The following is a 16,313-nucleotide window of genomic DNA, read 5'->3' on the forward strand; positions in this document are numbered from 1 at the left end:
GCAACACGCCCTTGGGTAGTGCTTGTCTCTGCGTCACATGCGCCCGGTGGCGGGCCTGCAACAGCCATTGCTCCTAGGGCTTCGGCGCTCTAAGCCTGTAGCGCTGAAAAGGAGTGCCCATGACGACCGACCCCATCCGCCTGAGCGCCGATCTGATCCGCTGCCCCTCGGTGACCCCGGAGGAGGGCGGCGCGCTCGTCTTGCTCGAAGAGCTGCTGAGCGGGGCGGGCTTCACCTGCACGCGCGTCGATCGCAACGGCACGCCGAACCTCTACGCGCGCTGGGGCGCGAAGGGGGCTGCGAAAAGTTTCGGCTTCAACGGGCACACGGATGTCGTGCCGGTGGGCGATGCGGCTGCCTGGACGCACGATCCCTTCGGCGCCGAGATCGTTGACGGCGTGATGTGGGGGCGCGGAGCGACCGACATGAAGACCGCCGTTGCGGCCTTCGCCGCCGCAGCGGTGGATTTCGTGACCGAGACGCCGCCCGAAGGCGCGGTGATCCTCGCCATCACCGGCGACGAAGAAGGGCCGGGGCGCGACGGCACGCGGGCGCTTCTGGATTGGATGAAGGCCGAGGGAGAGGCGATGTCGGTCTGCCTCGTGGGCGAGCCGACCTGCCCCAATGAGATGGGGGAGATGATGAAGATCGGGCGGCGTGGCTCGCTCAGCTTCTATATCGAGGCCGAGGGCGTGCAGGGCCATGCCGCCTATCCGCATCGCGCGAAGAACCCGCTGCATGCGCTGGTCGATCTGCTGGGCCGGATGACCGCAGAGCCGCTCGATCATGGCACAGATCATTTTCAGCCCTCGAGCCTGCAGATCACCACCATCGATTGCGGCAACCCGGCCAATAACGTGATCCCGGCCAAGGCGCGCGCGACCGTGAATATCCGCTTCAACGACGCCCATACCGGCGAGGGGCTGATTGCCTGGGCCGAGGCGATAGCCTCCGGGATCGCCGCCGAGACCGGCATCCGCATCGCGCTCAACCCCGACATCTCGGGCGAAAGCTTCGTCACGCCGCCCGGACCTTTCGTCGACCTCGTCGCGAAATCGGTCGAGGCGGAAACGGGCCGCGCGCCGGAGCTGTCCACCTCGGGCGGCACCTCGGATGCGCGCTTCGTGAAGGATCACTGCCCGGTCGTAGAATTCGGCCTCGTCGGCGCGACGATGCATCAAGTGGACGAGCGTGTCCCGGTTGATCAGATCGTCACGCTCCAGCGCATCTATGCGCGCATATTGAAAGACTATTTCGCATGATCAAGATCGAGCCGGTCACCGATTATACCCCCTGCCACGCGCTGCGCCGGGCCGTGTTCATCGAAGAACAGGGCATCCCGGAGCCCGAGGAATGGGACGATCTCGACGATCAGGCGATCCATCTGCTGGCCACGGACAACGGCACGCCGCTCGGCACCGCGCGGCTGATCCGCAAGGGTGAGACCGGCAAGATCGGTCGCATCTGCGTCGCGAAATCCGCGCGCGGCACCGGGCTTGGCGCGGCGCTGGTGCGCGACGCCTGCGCGCGGTTCGAGGAGATGGGCTGTACCCGCGCCTATCTCTCGGCCCAGAGCTACGCGATCCCGTTCTATGAAAAGCTCGGCTTCGTGCCCTATGGCGCGGATTACGACGACGCGGGCATCCCGCATCGCGATATGGAAAAGCCGCTCTGAGCTTCCTCTTGGCGAAAATATCCCGGAGGGCGCGTCAGCGCGGGGGCAGAGCCCCCTCCGCCTAGGCCATGCGCGCCTGCGCGCGGAGGCCGCGCCCCTCGACACCCACGAATAGCGTTCCACTCTTTGAGTGACGCCCCTCACGCCCCATGTTAGGCAAACCCATGAGCAAACCCGCCCCCATCCCCTCGCGCCAGCAGATCCTCGACTGGCTGAACGACAACCCCGACCAAGGGGCCAAGCGCGACATCGCGCGGGCTTTCGGTGTGAAGGGGCAGGCGAAGATCGAGCTGAAGCGCATTCTCAAGGACATGGCCGACGAAGGCCTGATCGAGAAGCGCCGCCGCAACTTCCGCGACCCCAATGTGCTGCCGCCGGTGTCGGTACTGCGGGTAATGCGCGAGGATAGTCAGGGCGATCAATGGGCCGAACCTGCGGAATGGAGTGGCGAGGGGCCTGCGCCCTTGGTTCTCTTCGTTCCGAAGGACGGCGATCCTACGCTGGCCGAGGGCGACCGTATCCTCGGTCGCCTGACCCCGGTCGAGGATGAGGATTACGGCTACGAGGCGCGGTTGATCCGCAAGATCGGCCAGGCCTCGCATCGCATCGTCGGCATCTTCCGCAAGAATGCCGAGGGCGGGCGGATCATGCCGATCGACAAGGGGGTCGGCAACGAATGGCAGGTGCCGGCGGCGGTCACGCAGGGCGCCAAGGATGGCGAGCTGGTCGAGGCTGAACAGACCGGGCCGCGCGGGCGCATGGGCCTGCCGAAGGCGCGCGTGATCGAGGTGCTGGGCGATCCGTCCGCGCCGAAGGCGGTCTCGCTCATCGCGATCCATCAGCATGGCATCCCCGACGATTTTCCCGATGCGGTCGTGGCCGAGGCCGATGCCGCCGAGCCTGCGCCTCTGGGCGAGCGCGAAGACCTGCGCAAGCTGTCTTTCGTCACGATCGACCCGGCGGATGCCCGCGACCGCGACGACGCCGTACTGGTGATCCGCGATGACGATCCGAAGAACGAGGGCGGCTTCCTGATCTGGGTGGCGATTGCCGATGTGGCGCATTACGTCACGCCGGGCTCCGAGCTGGACCGCGAGGCGCGCAAGCGCGGCAACTCCACCTATTTCCCCGACCGCGTCGTGCCGATGCTGCCGGATCGTCTGTCAGGCGATCTGTGCTCGCTGCACGAGAATGTGGACCGTGCGGTATTGGCGGTGCGGATGAAGATCGACGCGCAGGGGCGGAAGGTCTCGCATCGCTTCACGCGCGGGATGATCCGTTCGGTCGGCTCGCTCGAATACGGGCAGGTGCAATCCGCGCGCGACGGCAACCCGGACGAGAAGACCGAGGATATGGTCGAGGAGATCATCGACCCGATCTACGAGGCTTACGAGGCGCTCAAGCATGCTCGTGCGATCCGTCAGCCGCTGGAACTGGACCTGCCCGAGCGGCAGATCGTGATCGGAGACGATGGCCATGTCGCCTCGATCCGGTTCAAGGAACGGCTCGATGCGCATAAGCTGATCGAGGAGTTCATGGTGCTGGCCAACGTGGCCGCCGCCGAGGAACTGGAGAAGTTGCGCCGTCCGCTGCTGTATCGTGTCCACGAAGAACCCAGCCTCGAGAAGATCGAGAGCCTGCGTGAAGTGGCGCAGGCGTCGGGCTTCACGCTGGCGAAGGGTCAGGTGCTGCAGACCGCGCATCTGAACAACCTGCTGAGCCAGTCCGAGGGCTCCGAGTTCGACGAGTTGATCAACATTTCGACGTTGCGCTCGATGACACAGGCCTATTACGCGCCGACGAATTATGGCCATTTCGGCCTCGCGCTGCGGTCCTACGCGCATTTCACCTCGCCGATCCGGCGCTATTCCGACCTGATCGTGCACCGCGCGCTGATCCTCGGCCATGGCTGGGGCAAGGACGGGCTGAGCGCGTGGGATATCGAGAACCTCGAGGACACGGCGAAGCAGATTTCCGATACCGAGCGCCGTTCGATGGTGGCCGAACGCGACACGACCGACCGCTATCTGGCCGCTTACCTGTCGGACCGCGTGGGCAGCGAGTTCACCGGCCGCATTTCGGGCGTGCAGAAATTCGGCGCTTTCGTAAAGCTCGACGAGACCGGCGCGGACGGGCTGATCCCGATCCGCGAGATCGGGCGCGAGTTCTTCCATTTCGATCGCGAGGCGCAGGAGCTGGTGGGCTCCGATACCGGCATGGTTATCACGATCGGGCAGCGCGTCCGGGTACGGCTGTCGGAGGCCGTGCCGATCACCGGCGGGCTGATGCTGGAGCTGCTGGAAGTCGAAGGGCAGGGGATGCCCTCCGGCGACGGCAAGCGCCGCAAAGGACGTCGCCCCGGCACCCGCCCGCCGCGCAAAGGGCCCGGCAAGGGACCGCGCAAACCGGCCCGCGACGCTGCCAAGAAGAAGGCGGTCGCGCGCAAGGTGAAACGCACGCGCAAGAGCTGAGGCCTTAGAGCATCCACTCGATCGGCAGACGCTGCGCCACCCACAGGAAGATGCGATGCGAGAAGGGCACGCCCGGCTCGCGCTTGCGGACGCCGTGACCGGGCCGCGACCAGCGCAATTGCTGCGCACGGGTCAGGCGCAGCCGCCATGCGCGGGTGGGGATGAACTCCTTGAACGTCTCGGAGATCTCGCTCGCGATCTCGGGTGCAGCGATCACGATCCCCAACTCGGTATTCAAACGCATCGAGCGCGGATCGAAATTGAACGAGCCGATGAAGACCCGCGCGCGATCCACCGCGAAGACCTTGGCGTGCAGCTTGTTGCGCGAAAACGGCGAGGTGCCGCGAATGTCGGAGCCAAGCAGCCGTTCGCGCCGGTTACGCTCGTTCGGGCGGCGATCTTCGGCATCGGCGGCGTATTCGTAAAGCTCGATTCCGGCGCGCAACAACCCTTTGCGGCGATGGGCATAGCCTGAATGCACGAGCGCCACATCGGTCGCGGCATAGGAGTTCGTCAGCACCTTGATCTTCGCCCCCGATTTCGCGATCCGCTTGAGATAGCGCACGCCGGTCCGCGTCGGCACGAGATAGGGCGTGATCAGCACCAGTTCCTGCAGCGGCTGGCCGAGGGCACGCACCAGATATTGCCAGAGCAGCTTGCGCCCCTGCAAAAGCCCGTGAATCTTCGACGGGTGGTCGTAGATCAGCTGCGCCTCGGCGAAGATCACTGGCGCCTTGCCCGACAGCAGCCGCGAGAGCCGGTCGGGATGCCGCAGGTCCACGGCATAGCGCTTCGCCTCTGGCTCGGAGAGACGAACCTCCTCATCCTTGATAATGTCTTCGGCTTCCGCTGCCTTGCAGCCACCCAGCATTTTCTCCGCCGGGATCGCGGGCGGGGCGTTCCAGTAAAGGTCAAACTGCTTTCCGATCTGCGCCAGAACGGGCCCTGCGACGGCGACGTCGAGATCCATGTAGAGCCCGCTCTCGGAGAGGCTGTTGAAGTAGTCGTCGCCGATATTGCGCCCGCCGAGGATCGCCATCCTTCCATCCGCGATCATCGCCTTGTTGTGCATCCGGCGGTTCAGGCGACGAAAATCGGACAGGTAGCCGAGAACCCGCGCGGTCCGGATCGGGAAGGGGTTGAATAGGCGCACCTCGACATTGGGCAATTCGTCGAGCGCGGCCAGCGTACGGTCCATCCCGGCGGTGCCGTTGTCGTCGATCAGAAGCCGGACATGGACCCCGCGTCCGGCCGCCCTGCGCAGCGCGCCGAGCATGATCGCGCCCGCAGTATCGTTCTGCCAGATGTAATATTGCAGATCGAGAGAGACCTCCGCCGCTTCGATGAGTTCCAGTCGCGCCGCAAGCGCATCGAGCGGATCGGCGAGCAGCTGGACCGCGTTTTTCGTTTCGAGCCCTGCAAGCCGGTCCTGCAGCGCGGTGGCAAAGCGGCCGGTTTCGGGGGCGACCTGCATCTTCGACTCGGGGAAGGGCCCTTTCGGTCGCCGATGCGACAGCCTCGCGACGATCAGAGTCAGGCCGGCCAGGGCGATGAGGCCAGCGAGCAGGGCGAAGCCCAGAATATGAAGCAGTTCCAGTTTCATGGCTGGCATCATGTAGGCGGTTCAAGGGTTTAGGAAAGTGGGCTTCGCGCATGAAAAAGGCCGGCGTGATCGCCGGCCCCTTTAAATATTTCGTGTTCCCGGTTCAGCGCATCAACCGATCGCGGCGGCTTTCACATCGTCGTCGATGTAGGGCACGTATTGCGCGAAATTGTCCGAGAACATCTCGACCAGTTTCTGCGCCTGCGCGTCATAGGCGGCCTTGTCGTCCCAGGTGCGGCGCGGATCGAGGAGCACGTCCGAGACGTTCGGGACCGAGACCGGAACCTCGAAGCCGAAGTTGGGATCCTTGCGGAACTGCACGTTGTGGAGCGAGCCGTCGAGCGCGGCTTTCAGAAGCGCACGGGTCGCCCGGATCGGCATCCGCGAGCCGGTGCCGAAGGCGCCGCCGGTCCAGCCGGTATTGACCAGCCAGCAGGATGCGCCAACGTCGCGGATCTTCTCCTGCAGCAGCTTGCCGTAGACCTCGGGGCGGCGCGGCATGAACGGCGCGCCGAAGCAGGTCGAGAAGGTCGGGATCGGCTCGACCACGCCCACCTCGGTGCCCGGCGTCTTCGAGGTGAAGCCCGACAGGAAGTGATACATTGCCTGCGCCGGGGTCAGTCGCGCGATCGGCGGCAGCACACCGAACGCGTCGCAGGTCAGCATGATCACGTTCTTGGGCTGGCCCGCCATCGCGGTATCCGAGGCGTTCGGGATGTAATGCAGCGGATAGGCGCAGCGCATGTTGTCGGTGATCGAGTTGTCGTTGAAGTCCAGCTCCAGCGTCTCCTCGTCGAAGACCATGTTCTCGATGACCGTGCCGAACATCGAGCACGTATCGTAGATCTCCGGCTCCGCCTCTTTCGAGAGGTTGATCGTCTTGGCGTAGCAACCGCCCTCGAAGTTGAAGATGCCGTTGTCGGACCAGCCATGTTCGTCATCGCCCACGAGGATGCGCGAGGGGTCGGCCGAGAGCGTCGTCTTGCCCGTGCCCGAGAGGCCGAAGAAGACCGCCGCGTCGTCGGGATCGTCGATCGCGTGGTTGGCCGAGCAGTGCATCGCCATGACGCCTTCGCCGGGCAGAATGTAGTTGAGAAGGGTGAAAACGCCCTTCTTGTTCTCGCCCGCGTAGGCGGTGTTGCCGATCAGGATCGTCTTCTTGTCGAAGTTCAGCGCGATCACGGTTTCCGAGCGGCAGCCGTGCTTCGCGGGGTCGGCCTTGAAACTGGGGCAATTGATGATCGTCCATTCCGGATCGAACGCGTCGAGCTCCTCGCGCTCGGGGCGGCGCAGCATGGTGCGCAGGAACAGGCCGTGCCATGCAAGCTCGGCCACCAGGCGCACGTCGAGACGGTGCTCCGGATCGGCGCCGCCGAAGAGGTCCTCGACGAAGTAATCCTTGCCCTTCATGTGCTCCAGCATGTCGGCGTGGAGGCGATCAAAGGCGTCGGGCTCCATCGGGGTGTTGTTCTCCCACCAGATGGTGTCCTCGACGGAGGTGGTGCGCACGACGAACTTGTCTTTGGGCGACCGGCCGGTGTGCTTGCCGGTCGTGCAGTAGAAGGCGCCACCCTTGCCGAGTATGCCTTCGTCGCGCTTGATCGCTTCTTGGATCAGCGCCGGTTCCAGCAGGTTGTAATAGACATTCCCGAGACCTTCGATGCCTTGATCTTCCAGTCGTTTCGCGGGGTTAACGCGTCCAATGTCCATCTGATGCTCCCGATGCCGTCGCGCGGCGTTCACAGGGTTATTCCCGGCGCGTCGGGGCCTCGAAGCGCCGATCCAAGCAACAATCTTACCCGGATGGATCGCCTATAGCATGACATTTTTGCAATGGAACAGAATGGTAGGGTGCAGTTAGCGCAACCATCCGGAGGTTTAGCGCAATCACGGCGAAATGTCGCGGAAAGGTGAGGCAAATTAGTCAAAGGTTGGGAAATTCTGGCTCTATTGATTCGCGAAAACTTGGTGATTCGCAGCTTTTTGTTGATTTGAAGGCAGTGAACGCGGAATATGTGCGTAAACGCGGAATAAGTGCGTAATAACTATAAAGTAGCAGTGAAGGGGTATTCCGACATGTCGAGAATCGCGCTGGTCGATGACGACCGCAATATTCTGACCTCGGTCTCGATGACGCTCGAGGCGGAAGGTTACGATGTCGAAACGTATAACGATGGACAGGCTGCATTCGACGCGTTTACCAAACGCCTCCCCGACATGGCGGTTCTGGATATAAAGATGCCGCGGATGGACGGCATGGAGCTGCTTCAGCGGCTCCGGCAGAAGACCGCGATGCCGGTGATCTTTCTGACCTCCAAGGACGATGAGATCGACGAGGTTCTTGGTCTTCGCATGGGTGCGGACGACTACGTCAAGAAGCCGTTCTCGCAGCGTCTTCTGGTCGAACGCATCCGCGCGCTGCTGCGCCGGCAGGAAGCGATCTCGACCGGCGAGGTCGCCTCGACCGAAGACACCAAGGTGATGGTGCGCGGCTCGCTCGAGATGGATCCGCTGCGCCACGCGGTGACCTGGAAGGGCAAGGATGTCACGCTGACCGTGACCGAATTCCTGCTGCTTCAGGCGTTGGCCCAACGGCCCGGTTTCGTGAAGTCGCGCGATCAGCTTATGGACGTGGCCTACGACGATCAGGTCTATGTCGACGACCGCACGATCGACAGCCACATCAAGCGCCTGCGCAAGAAGATGCGCAGCGTCGACGATGATTTCTCGGCGATCGAGACACTCTACGGCATCGGGTACCGGTATAACGAAGAGTGATCCCACGTCGATGAGTATTGCCGGGAAGATCGGATTGGCTCGAAAGCGCTCCTCAAACTTCGCCCGTCGCGCGCCGGAAACGGATGTCGTGCTCGGCGAGGATTGGGTCGGCCCAGCCGATATCGTCGATGACGATCTGCGCAAGGGGCGGGCGCGGCGGTCCATGTTCTCGCTCAACCGCTCGCCGCTGGCGCGCAAGATCATCACCTTCAACCTGTTGGCGATGATCGTGCTGGTGACAGGCGTGCTTTACCTCAATCCGTTTCGCGACAGCCTCGTGCTGCAACGCGAAAGCGGGCTCGTGAACGAGGCGCAACTGGCTGCCGACGTGTTCGAGGCGCAGCTGCCCGCGGGTGCTCCGGTCAATCTGGCGGCGGGCGACGGGCTCGATCCGCTTGCGACGATCCGCGGGATGGAGCTGCCCGAGGGCGCCGATCTCTACCTGTTCGACCCAAGTGCTGCATTGCTCGGCACTACGACCACGGGCGACCGCGCGCCGGTCGAAGAGGTCGATGGGCTCAATTTCGACAAACGCTCGACCGTGCTCAGCGATTTTCTGGGCCAGATCTGGGACTCGGTCGCCGGCCTGTTCGAGCGGGGCGGCGGCACCGCAGCCGATAGCGCGCTCGATATGGTGCGCGATCTCGTGCCCTCCGCGCTGGAAGGGCGCACGAAGATCTCGTCGCAGAAGAACGCGGCGGGCTCGACAATATTCGCCGTCGCCACGCCGATCCGGCAGGGGGATCGCGTCGTTGGCGTCGTGGGCCTGATCTCGGTCGCGGGGCAGATCGATGCGCTGGTCCGCGTCGAGCGCGAGCAGGTGCTGCAGATGTTCGTGATCGCGATCATCGTCTCGATCGGCCTGTCGCTGGTGCTGGCCTCGACCATCGCAAATCCACTCTCCGATCTCGCGGCGGCGGCCGAAATCGGGCGCGACAAGAATGCGCGCAAGATGGCGCCCGCCCGGGTGCGCATCCCCGACCTCACCGCCCGACCCGACGAGATCGGGCGGCTGTCGGGCGCGATGCGCGGCATGGTCGGCGCGCTTTACGAACGCATCGACGCGAACGAACAATTCGCCGCCGACGTCGCCCATGAAATCAAGAATCCGCTGGCCAGCCTGCGCTCTGCCGTGGCCTCGCTGCATATGGTCAAGAAGGACGAACAGCGCACGCGTCTTCTCGAAGTCATCGATCACGACGTGCGCAGACTGGATCGTCTGGTGAGTGACATCTCCAATGCGTCGCGGCTCGATTCCGAGCTGGTGAAGGAAGAGGAAGAGCAGTTCGACCTGATCAAGATGGTGTCGAACCTCAGCGAGTTCCTCGGTCAGCAGGCGCGCGAGAAGGGTGTCGACTTCATCACCGATCTGCCGTCGCAGTCCGTGATCATCTCGGGGCTGGAAGCGCGTCTGGCCCAGGTATTCGTGAACCTGATCACCAATGCGACCTCGTTCTGCGAAGAGGGGGACGCGGTGCGGGTCTGGGCACGCCAGCGCGACAACCGCGTGCTGGTCGTGGTCGAGGATACCGGGCCGGGAATCCCCGAAGAGGCGCTCACCAAAGTGTTCAAGCGCTTCTACTCGGAACGTCCCGAGGGGCAGTTCGGCGACCACTCCGGCCTCGGCCTTGCGATCTCCAAGCAGATCGTCGAAGCGCATGGCGGTGTGATCTGGGCCGAGAATATCCGCCCGACTGATGCCGACCGGACCTCCGATCCTCTGGGCGCGCGTTTCGTCGTGGGCCTGCCGGTAAGCTGAATGACCGGGTCGGACGACCTCTCGACCAATCTCCATGCCAGTGCCGTCGCGCTCGACCCCGAGCGCGGCGTTCTCATTCGCGGCGCGTCGGGCAGCGGCAAGTCTCTCCTCGCGCTGCGGTTGATGGCGCTGGGGGCGTCGCTCGTAGCCGATGACCGGGTTGACCTGCGGGCCGAGAACGGGGAGCTGATCGCCAGCGCGCCGGAGATGATCGCGGGCCGGATTGAGGCGCGCGGCGTCGGTATCCTGAGGGCCGATCCCCTGTCGCATGCCCGCATCATCCTGCTCGTCGACCTCGACCGGGAAGAGACCGCGCGCCTCCCAACCTGTCGAAAAGACAGTATGTTGGGGGTCACTCTGCCCCTTGTGCTGCGCGTGCAGCATCGTCATCTTGATGTGGCAATCCTGCAATGGCTGAAAGGGGGCCGATGGGCGTGACCCGATCCGATCCGGTATGGGCACAGGCTGGCCAGCGCGTCGTGCTGGTGACCGGCCCCTCAGGTGCGGGCCGCACCACCGCAATCGGCGCCCTGGAAGATCTGGGCTACGAGCCGATCGTCAACCTGCCGCTGAATCTCGTACCGCGCCTTCTCAAGGGCCATCTGACCGGCCCGGTCGCGCTTGGCGTCGATGTGCGCGGGCGCGATTTCTCGGCTGCGGCGCTGATCGAACTGGTCGATATGCTGACCAAACGGCCGGATCTGGATCTCGACTTGCTCTATCTCGACGCGCGTCCCGAGGTGCTCGAACGGCGCTATTCGGAGACCCGCCGCCGTCATCCGCTTTCGCCCGAGGAAGACCCCGGCGCCGGTATCGCGCAGGAGATGGATCTTCTCTCGCCGATCCGGATGCGCGCCGATGTCCTGATCGATACCTCCGAGATGAGCCCGCATGATCTGCGCGCCGAGGTCGGGCGTTTCTTCGACACGGGCCGCACCGAGCCGCTCTCGGTCACAGTGAATTCCTTCAGCTATAAGCGCGGGGTGCAGCGCGGGCTCGATCTGATGTTCGATTGCCGCTTCCTCGCCAATCCCCATTGGGAACCGGGGTTGCGCGCGCGCGACGGGCGCGACGCGGCGGTCGCGGAGTATGTCGCCGCAGATCCCCGCTTTGCCGAGTTCCACCAGCGCGTTCTCGATCTGCTTCTGTTCCTGCTCCCCGCCTATGTCGCGGAGGGCAAGGCCTATCTCTCGGTCGGCTTCGGGTGTACCGGGGGGCAACACCGCTCGGTCGCAATGACCGAGAGCATCGCCAAAGCGCTTGCGGAAGCAGGGTGGCGCGTGTCTAAACGTCATAGGGAATTGGAGCGTCTCGGCCATGCCGAGAACGAAGAAACGAAGGTGAGGTCGGGCGCGTGATCGGTATCGTGATCGTGGCACATGGTGGTCTGGCGCGCGAATATCTCGCCGCTATAGAGCATGTCGTGGGCCCGCAGCGCGGCATTCGTGCCATCACCATCGAGGATGATCACGACCGCGCGGGCAAGCAGGCGGAGATTCGCGCCGCCGCCGATGCGGTCGATGACGGCACAGGTGTCGTGGTTGTGACCGACATGTTCGGCGGCTCGCCCTCCAACTTGTCGCTGATGGCCTGCGAGGCGCGCGACCGCGAAATCATCTACGGCGCGAACCTGCCGCTTCTGATCAAACTGGCGAAATCGCGCAGCCTCGCCGTGCATGCCGCGGTCGAGGCCGCGCTCGATGCCGGGCGCAAATATATCAACAGTTACAACGCCCAAGCGGGAGTGGTGAAATGTCCGTGACCCGCGAATTGGAGATCGTGAACGAGAAAGGCCTGCATGCGCGCGCCTCCGCCCGTTTCGTCGAGGTTGTCGAGGATCACGACGCCCGCGCCACGGTGGCGAAGGACGGCCAGTCGGTCTCGGGCGACTCGATCATGGGGCTTTTGATGTTGGCAGCTTCGCGTGGAACCACTATTGAAGTGACGACAAGCGGGGCCGAAGCCGAAAAGCTCGCCGATGCGCTTCAGGCATTGGTGGCCGACAAATTCGGCGAAGGTATGTGACGCGCTCCGCACCCAGCGAGGGGGTTCGACCAATGAACCAAGAGAGCGACATCGCAATCGAAGCCGCGCAAGCCGTATCGAAGCCGTATGATAAGCGTCGCCTGTCCTATGCGGGAACGTTTTCCAACCCGTTCAAGGTCGGCACGATCCGCACTCTGGAATGGATGACGGCGAAGGCGCAGCTTCTGCACCTGATCCGCAAGTTCGAGAAACGCGGCGCCCCGGTCGGGGCCGAGTTCTGGCCGCAAGCGCTCGACGTGATGGGGATCGAGGTCACGACGCCACCAGAACAGATCGCCCATATTCCTAAAGAGGGCCCGCTGGTGGTCGTCGCCAACCACCCGCATGGGCTGGTGGACGGGATGGTGCTGGCCTACCTGATCGGCCAAGTGCGCGACGATTTCCTGATCCTCACCCGCTCGCTGCTGACCGGGATTCCCGAGGTCGAGCAATACATGCTGCCCGTACCCTTCCCGCACGAGCCCAATGCCCGCGAAGACAGTCTCAAGATGCGCGCAGCGTGCATGGCGCAGCTCAAGCGCGGTGGCGTTGTGGTGCTGTTCCCTGCGGGGCAGGTTGCCCATTCCGAGACGCTGATGGGCCCGGTGATCGAGCAGGAATGGAATCCCTTCACCGCGAAGATGCTCGCCCGGTCGAACGCCTCGGTGCTGCCGATCCACTTCCCGGGGCAGAATTCGCGCGCCTATCAGATCGCCAACAAGCTGAGCGCGACGGTGCGCCAAGGGCTGCTGTTGTATGAAATCAAGCGCGCGCTCTACAAACCGCAACACCCGGTGATCGGCCCGGCCAAGTCTGCCGATGATATCGCCGAGGCGCTGAAAAACCCGCGTAAATTCCTCGCCGACCTGCGCGAGGAGACGCTGGCACTGTGATATGATCCGACGGGCGCGAGATTTGCGTCCGTGTCGCCCCTAAATATAAATATGTTGGCCACTTAACGACTTTCAGGCAGACTGAAGGTCGGGGTGACAATGGCTCGTATCTTCAGAGGCTTCGATCTACTCAGGATTATCGCCGCCTCCGGCGTTGTCTTCTCGCATGCCTTTCTTCTGGCTGAAGGCAGCGAGGCGGGCGAGCCCTTCAAGGAAGCGACGGGAACCATCCTCGGTTTCTACGGTGTCATGGTGTTCTTCGTCCTGAGCGGGTTTCTCATTACCGACAGCGCTCTGCGCGCGCCTACGATCCGGCATTTCGTGATCCGGCGTGCGCGGCGGATTCTGCCGCTCTTCATTGGCTCGACGCTGTTCATAACGCTGGTCATCTGCCCGTTCTACACCGTGGGTTCTGCAGGTTCCGCGCGCGAGTTTCTTTTCAGCTCCGAGACATGGATCTCGGTTTTCAAGACGCTCACCTTCCAGGAGAGGTCGCTCTGGTTCGGCGATGCGATCTCTTTTTATCCCTCCGTCGGGGATAACATGCGCTACGTCACGCCGATCGCGAATGGCGTGATCTGGACGATCCGGCTCGAGGTGACCTGCTACGTGTTGACCGGGCTCCTGATGGCGATGCGATTGCTGCGCCCGCGCGTCGTCCTCGTTCTTTTCGTGGCGGCTGCGTGGTTTGTCTTCGCCTATAATCTCGAGGTGACCGACTATCTGCGCGGGCTCGCCTATCTCGCGCCGAGTTTCATCACCGGCATGCTGATGAGAACCTTTCTCTATGACAGCGAGGTTCGCGGCGATGTCGCGTTTCTGTCTTTCGCCGTCCTCGTGGTTCTCGCGCTGCGGTCGCTTGAGTGGAATGCTAATGCGGCGGTCGTGTTCCCTATGCTGATCGCGCTGCCCCTGCTTTGGGTCGGCCAGTTGGACGGGCCTTTCCTGCGCCAGCTTTCGGGGCTGGGTGATCCGTCCTACGGCATCTATCTCTGGGGCTGGCCGATCCAGCAGGTCCTGCGCAGCCTGGTCGGGCCGAACATGGACGGTTATGTCTTCGCTGCGCTAAGCCTGCTGGTCGTTGTCCCGATCGGTTATCTCTCGTGGCACATGCTCGAGAAACGCTTCGTGATCCGCAGGCATCCGCGAAAAGTCGTGCGTGGTGACGCCGGGGGAGAGACGCCCGACGTCCTCCCCGTTCAGCGCGTCGGCACCGGCGTCTCGCCGCGATAGTCGTAGAAACCGCGCCCGGTTTTGCGCCCGAGCCAGCCGGCTTCGACATATTTCGTCAGAAGCGGGCAGGGGCGGTACTTGGTATCGGCCAGCCCGTCATGCAGCACGTTCATGATCGCGAGGCAGGTGTCGAGCCCGATGAAGTCGGCCAGCTCCAGCGGCCCCATCGGATGGTTCGCGCCGAGCTTCATCGACTCGTCGATCGAGCGCACGTTCCCCACGCCTTCATAAAGCGTATAGACCGCCTCGTTGATCATCGGCATCAGGATGCGGTTCACGATGAAGGCCGGGAAATCTTCGGCAGACGCGGCGGTCTTGCCGAGTTTCTCGACGACCTCGTGCAGCGCCTTGTAGGTCTCCTGATCGGTCGCAATGCCGCGGATCAGCTCGACCAGTTGCATTACCGGCACCGGGTTCATGAAGTGGAAGCCCATGAACTTCTCGGGGCGGTCGGTGCGCGAGGCAAGCCGGGTGATCGAGATCGACGAGGTGTTCGAGGTCAGGATCGTCGTCGGCTTGAGATGCGGCAGCAGGTCTTCGAAGATCGCCTGCTTGACGGTCTCGCGCTCGGTTGCGGCCTCGATCACCAGATCGGTCGGGCCCAGTTCGCTCAGTTTCGTGGTCGTGGTGATCCGCTTCAGCGCGGTGTTCTTCTCGTCTTCCGAGATTTTCCCGCGCGATACTTGCCGATCGAGGTTCTTGGTGATCGTGGCGATCGCCTTCGTCAGCGCCTCGTCGCTGATGTCGTTCAGCAGAACGTCATATCCGGCCAGCGCGAAGACATGGGCGATCCCGTTGCCCATCTGCCCTGCACCCACGATGCCCACTTTCTCGATCGCCATAATTTTCCCTCTCACGTTTTGCGCCCTGACCATAGTTCTCCGCTCGGTCCATGCAAGCGAAACGCAGGGCTGAGATCATTTTAACATTAGCCGTTTGGCAAGACTTCGGGCGCATTCTGGCCTCGGGCGAGTCGAATACAGACTGAGGTGGGAAAATGGCTTTCGAATATACGGGCGATGGCGCTCTCGATTACTTCCCGTGCAGATATGGGAAATCCAAACTGCTGTTCCGCGGGCCGCGCCGTGCGCTGCAAGGCGATTTCATCGCAGCGATGGGCGGGACGGAGACCTATGGCAAGTTCGTGGAGCATCCCTGGCCCGCGCTGCTAGAGGCGCGGCTGGAGATGCCGGTGGTGAATTTCGGTTATCTGAATGCCGGGATCGACGTGTTCCTGCACGAGCCGCAACTGGCCGCCGCATCGGATGCGGCGCAGGTTACGGTCATCCAGTTGCTCGGGGCGCAGAATATGTCCAACCGCTTTTATGCCGTGCATCCGCGCCGCAACGATCGGTTCCTGCGCGCTTCGAGCCTGATGCGCTCGATCTTCCGCGGCGTGGATTTTACCGAGTTCAACTTCACGCGCCACATGCTGAGCGCATTGAAAGAACGCGAGCCTGAGAAATTCTCACTTCTCGAGGTCGAATTGCAGGAGGCGTGGCTGCAGCGGATGACCGCGCTTCTGGCCAAGATCAAGGGGCGCAAGCTGCTGCTGTGGCTCGGGGCGTTCAACGATTCCGCCCGGAGCGACGATCTTGGGCCCGAGCCGTTGATGGTCACCGAACCTATGGTGGAGGCGCTGCGCTCGCTCGTGTCGGACGTGGTCCGGGTCAAGCCTTCGGCGGCGGCACGTAGCGCGGGCACGGCCGGGATGCACTTCACGCCGCTTGAGGAACCAGCCGCGGAAATGGTGCCGGGGCCGCTGGTGCATGAGGAGATCGCAGCGGCGCTCGCGTCTGCTCTGAAGTCATTGCTCTAACAGGAAAGGGCGGGGGATTTCCCCGCCCTTTCGATTTGGTTCCACTATCGCGGGGGC

Annotated in this window: 15 protein-coding genes; 12 read left to right on the forward strand and 3 right to left on the reverse strand. The window is 63.4% G+C overall.

Annotated elements, in window-relative coordinates:
• The first annotated feature begins 119 nt into the window (after positions 1–119).
• From dapE to rnr, 3 genes are all read left to right on the forward strand, one after another.
• The gene (gene dapE, locus B6V74_RS16640) at positions 120–1,262 is read left to right on the forward strand and encodes a succinyl-diaminopimelate desuccinylase (protein ID WP_088723448.1); all 1,143 of its coding nucleotides are present in this window, start codon (positions 120–122) and stop codon (positions 1,260–1,262) included.
• Positions 1,259–1,675: a GNAT family N-acetyltransferase gene (locus B6V74_RS16645; protein WP_088723449.1), complete on the forward strand. Its 417-nt coding sequence runs from the start codon at positions 1,259–1,261 to the stop codon at positions 1,673–1,675. Before dapE ends, B6V74_RS16645 begins: the two co-directional genes overlap by 4 nt.
• Before the next feature lie 164 nt (positions 1,676–1,839).
• Positions 1,840–4,146 carry a ribonuclease R gene (rnr, locus tag B6V74_RS16650; RefSeq protein WP_075776861.1) on the forward strand — a complete coding sequence of 769 codons (2,307 nt, stop codon included), beginning with the start codon at positions 1,840–1,842 and terminating at the stop codon, positions 4,144–4,146.
• 4 nt (positions 4,147–4,150) lie between these two features.
• Here rnr and B6V74_RS16655 read toward each other — a convergent pair whose 3' ends face one another.
• On the reverse strand, positions 4,151–5,749 hold the full coding sequence (locus B6V74_RS16655) for a phospholipase D family protein (RefSeq protein ID WP_168184247.1): 1,599 nt from the start codon (positions 5,747–5,749) through the stop codon (positions 4,151–4,153).
• 111 nt (positions 5,750–5,860) lie between these two features.
• Positions 5,861–7,459, reverse strand: coding sequence for a phosphoenolpyruvate carboxykinase (locus tag B6V74_RS16660; RefSeq protein WP_088720499.1), 1,599 nt, complete (start codon positions 7,457–7,459; stop codon positions 5,861–5,863).
• A 366-nt stretch (positions 7,460–7,825) separates the two neighbouring features.
• Between B6V74_RS16660 and B6V74_RS16665 the strand changes: the two genes are divergently transcribed.
• The 8 genes from B6V74_RS16665 to B6V74_RS16700 all read left to right on the forward strand — a co-directional run bounded on the left by B6V74_RS16665 (position 7,826) and on the right by B6V74_RS16700 (position 14,437).
• A complete protein-coding gene (locus B6V74_RS16665) occupies positions 7,826–8,527 on the forward strand; it encodes a response regulator transcription factor (protein ID WP_075776864.1) in 702 nt (233 codons plus the stop codon).
• Between the two features lie 10 nt (positions 8,528–8,537).
• The gene (locus B6V74_RS16670; protein WP_088720498.1) at positions 8,538–10,286 is read left to right on the forward strand and encodes a sensor histidine kinase; all 1,749 of its coding nucleotides are present in this window, start codon (positions 8,538–8,540) and stop codon (positions 10,284–10,286) included.
• Positions 10,287–10,724, forward strand: coding sequence for a serine kinase (locus B6V74_RS16675; protein WP_088723451.1), 438 nt, complete (start codon positions 10,287–10,289; stop codon positions 10,722–10,724). It begins immediately after the preceding gene.
• Positions 10,715–11,644 (forward strand): RNase adapter RapZ, encoded by a 930-nt coding sequence (gene rapZ, locus B6V74_RS16680; protein ID WP_088723452.1) that lies wholly within the window; start codon positions 10,715–10,717, stop codon positions 11,642–11,644. Before B6V74_RS16675 ends, rapZ begins: the two co-directional genes overlap by 10 nt.
• Positions 11,641–12,048 (forward strand): PTS fructose transporter subunit IIA, encoded by a 408-nt coding sequence (locus B6V74_RS16685; RefSeq protein WP_075776867.1) that lies wholly within the window; start codon positions 11,641–11,643, stop codon positions 12,046–12,048. Before rapZ ends, B6V74_RS16685 begins: the two co-directional genes overlap by 4 nt.
• On the forward strand, positions 12,039–12,311 hold the full coding sequence (locus B6V74_RS16690) for an HPr family phosphocarrier protein (RefSeq protein ID WP_075776868.1): 273 nt from the start codon (positions 12,039–12,041) through the stop codon (positions 12,309–12,311). The genes B6V74_RS16685 and B6V74_RS16690 overlap by 10 nt, the downstream gene beginning before the upstream one ends.
• Positions 12,312–12,343: 32 nt before the next feature.
• Positions 12,344–13,204, forward strand: coding sequence for a lysophospholipid acyltransferase family protein (locus B6V74_RS16695; protein WP_088723453.1), 861 nt, complete (start codon positions 12,344–12,346; stop codon positions 13,202–13,204).
• 99 nt (positions 13,205–13,303) lie between these two features.
• Positions 13,304–14,437, forward strand: a complete 1,134-nt coding sequence (locus B6V74_RS16700; RefSeq protein ID WP_088723454.1) for an acyltransferase — start codon at positions 13,304–13,306, stop codon at positions 14,435–14,437.
• Here the strand turns inward: B6V74_RS16700 and B6V74_RS16705 are convergent.
• Positions 14,404–15,279, reverse strand: coding sequence for a 3-hydroxybutyryl-CoA dehydrogenase (locus tag B6V74_RS16705; RefSeq protein WP_088723455.1), 876 nt, complete (start codon positions 15,277–15,279; stop codon positions 14,404–14,406). The two genes, B6V74_RS16700 and B6V74_RS16705, sit on opposite strands and share 34 nt — an antisense overlap.
• 155 nt (positions 15,280–15,434) lie before the next feature.
• On the opposite strand from B6V74_RS16705, the gene B6V74_RS16710 reads away from it, so the two are divergent.
• Complete coding sequence (locus tag B6V74_RS16710) at positions 15,435–16,256, forward strand: DUF6473 family protein (RefSeq protein WP_088723456.1); 822 nt, start codon at positions 15,435–15,437, stop codon at positions 16,254–16,256.
• Positions 16,257–16,313 lie beyond the last annotated feature (57 nt).

The sequence above is a fragment of the Thioclava sp. F42-5 genome (assembly GCF_002213195.1).
Lineage (GTDB): Bacteria > Pseudomonadota > Alphaproteobacteria > Rhodobacterales > Rhodobacteraceae > Thioclava > Thioclava nitratireducens.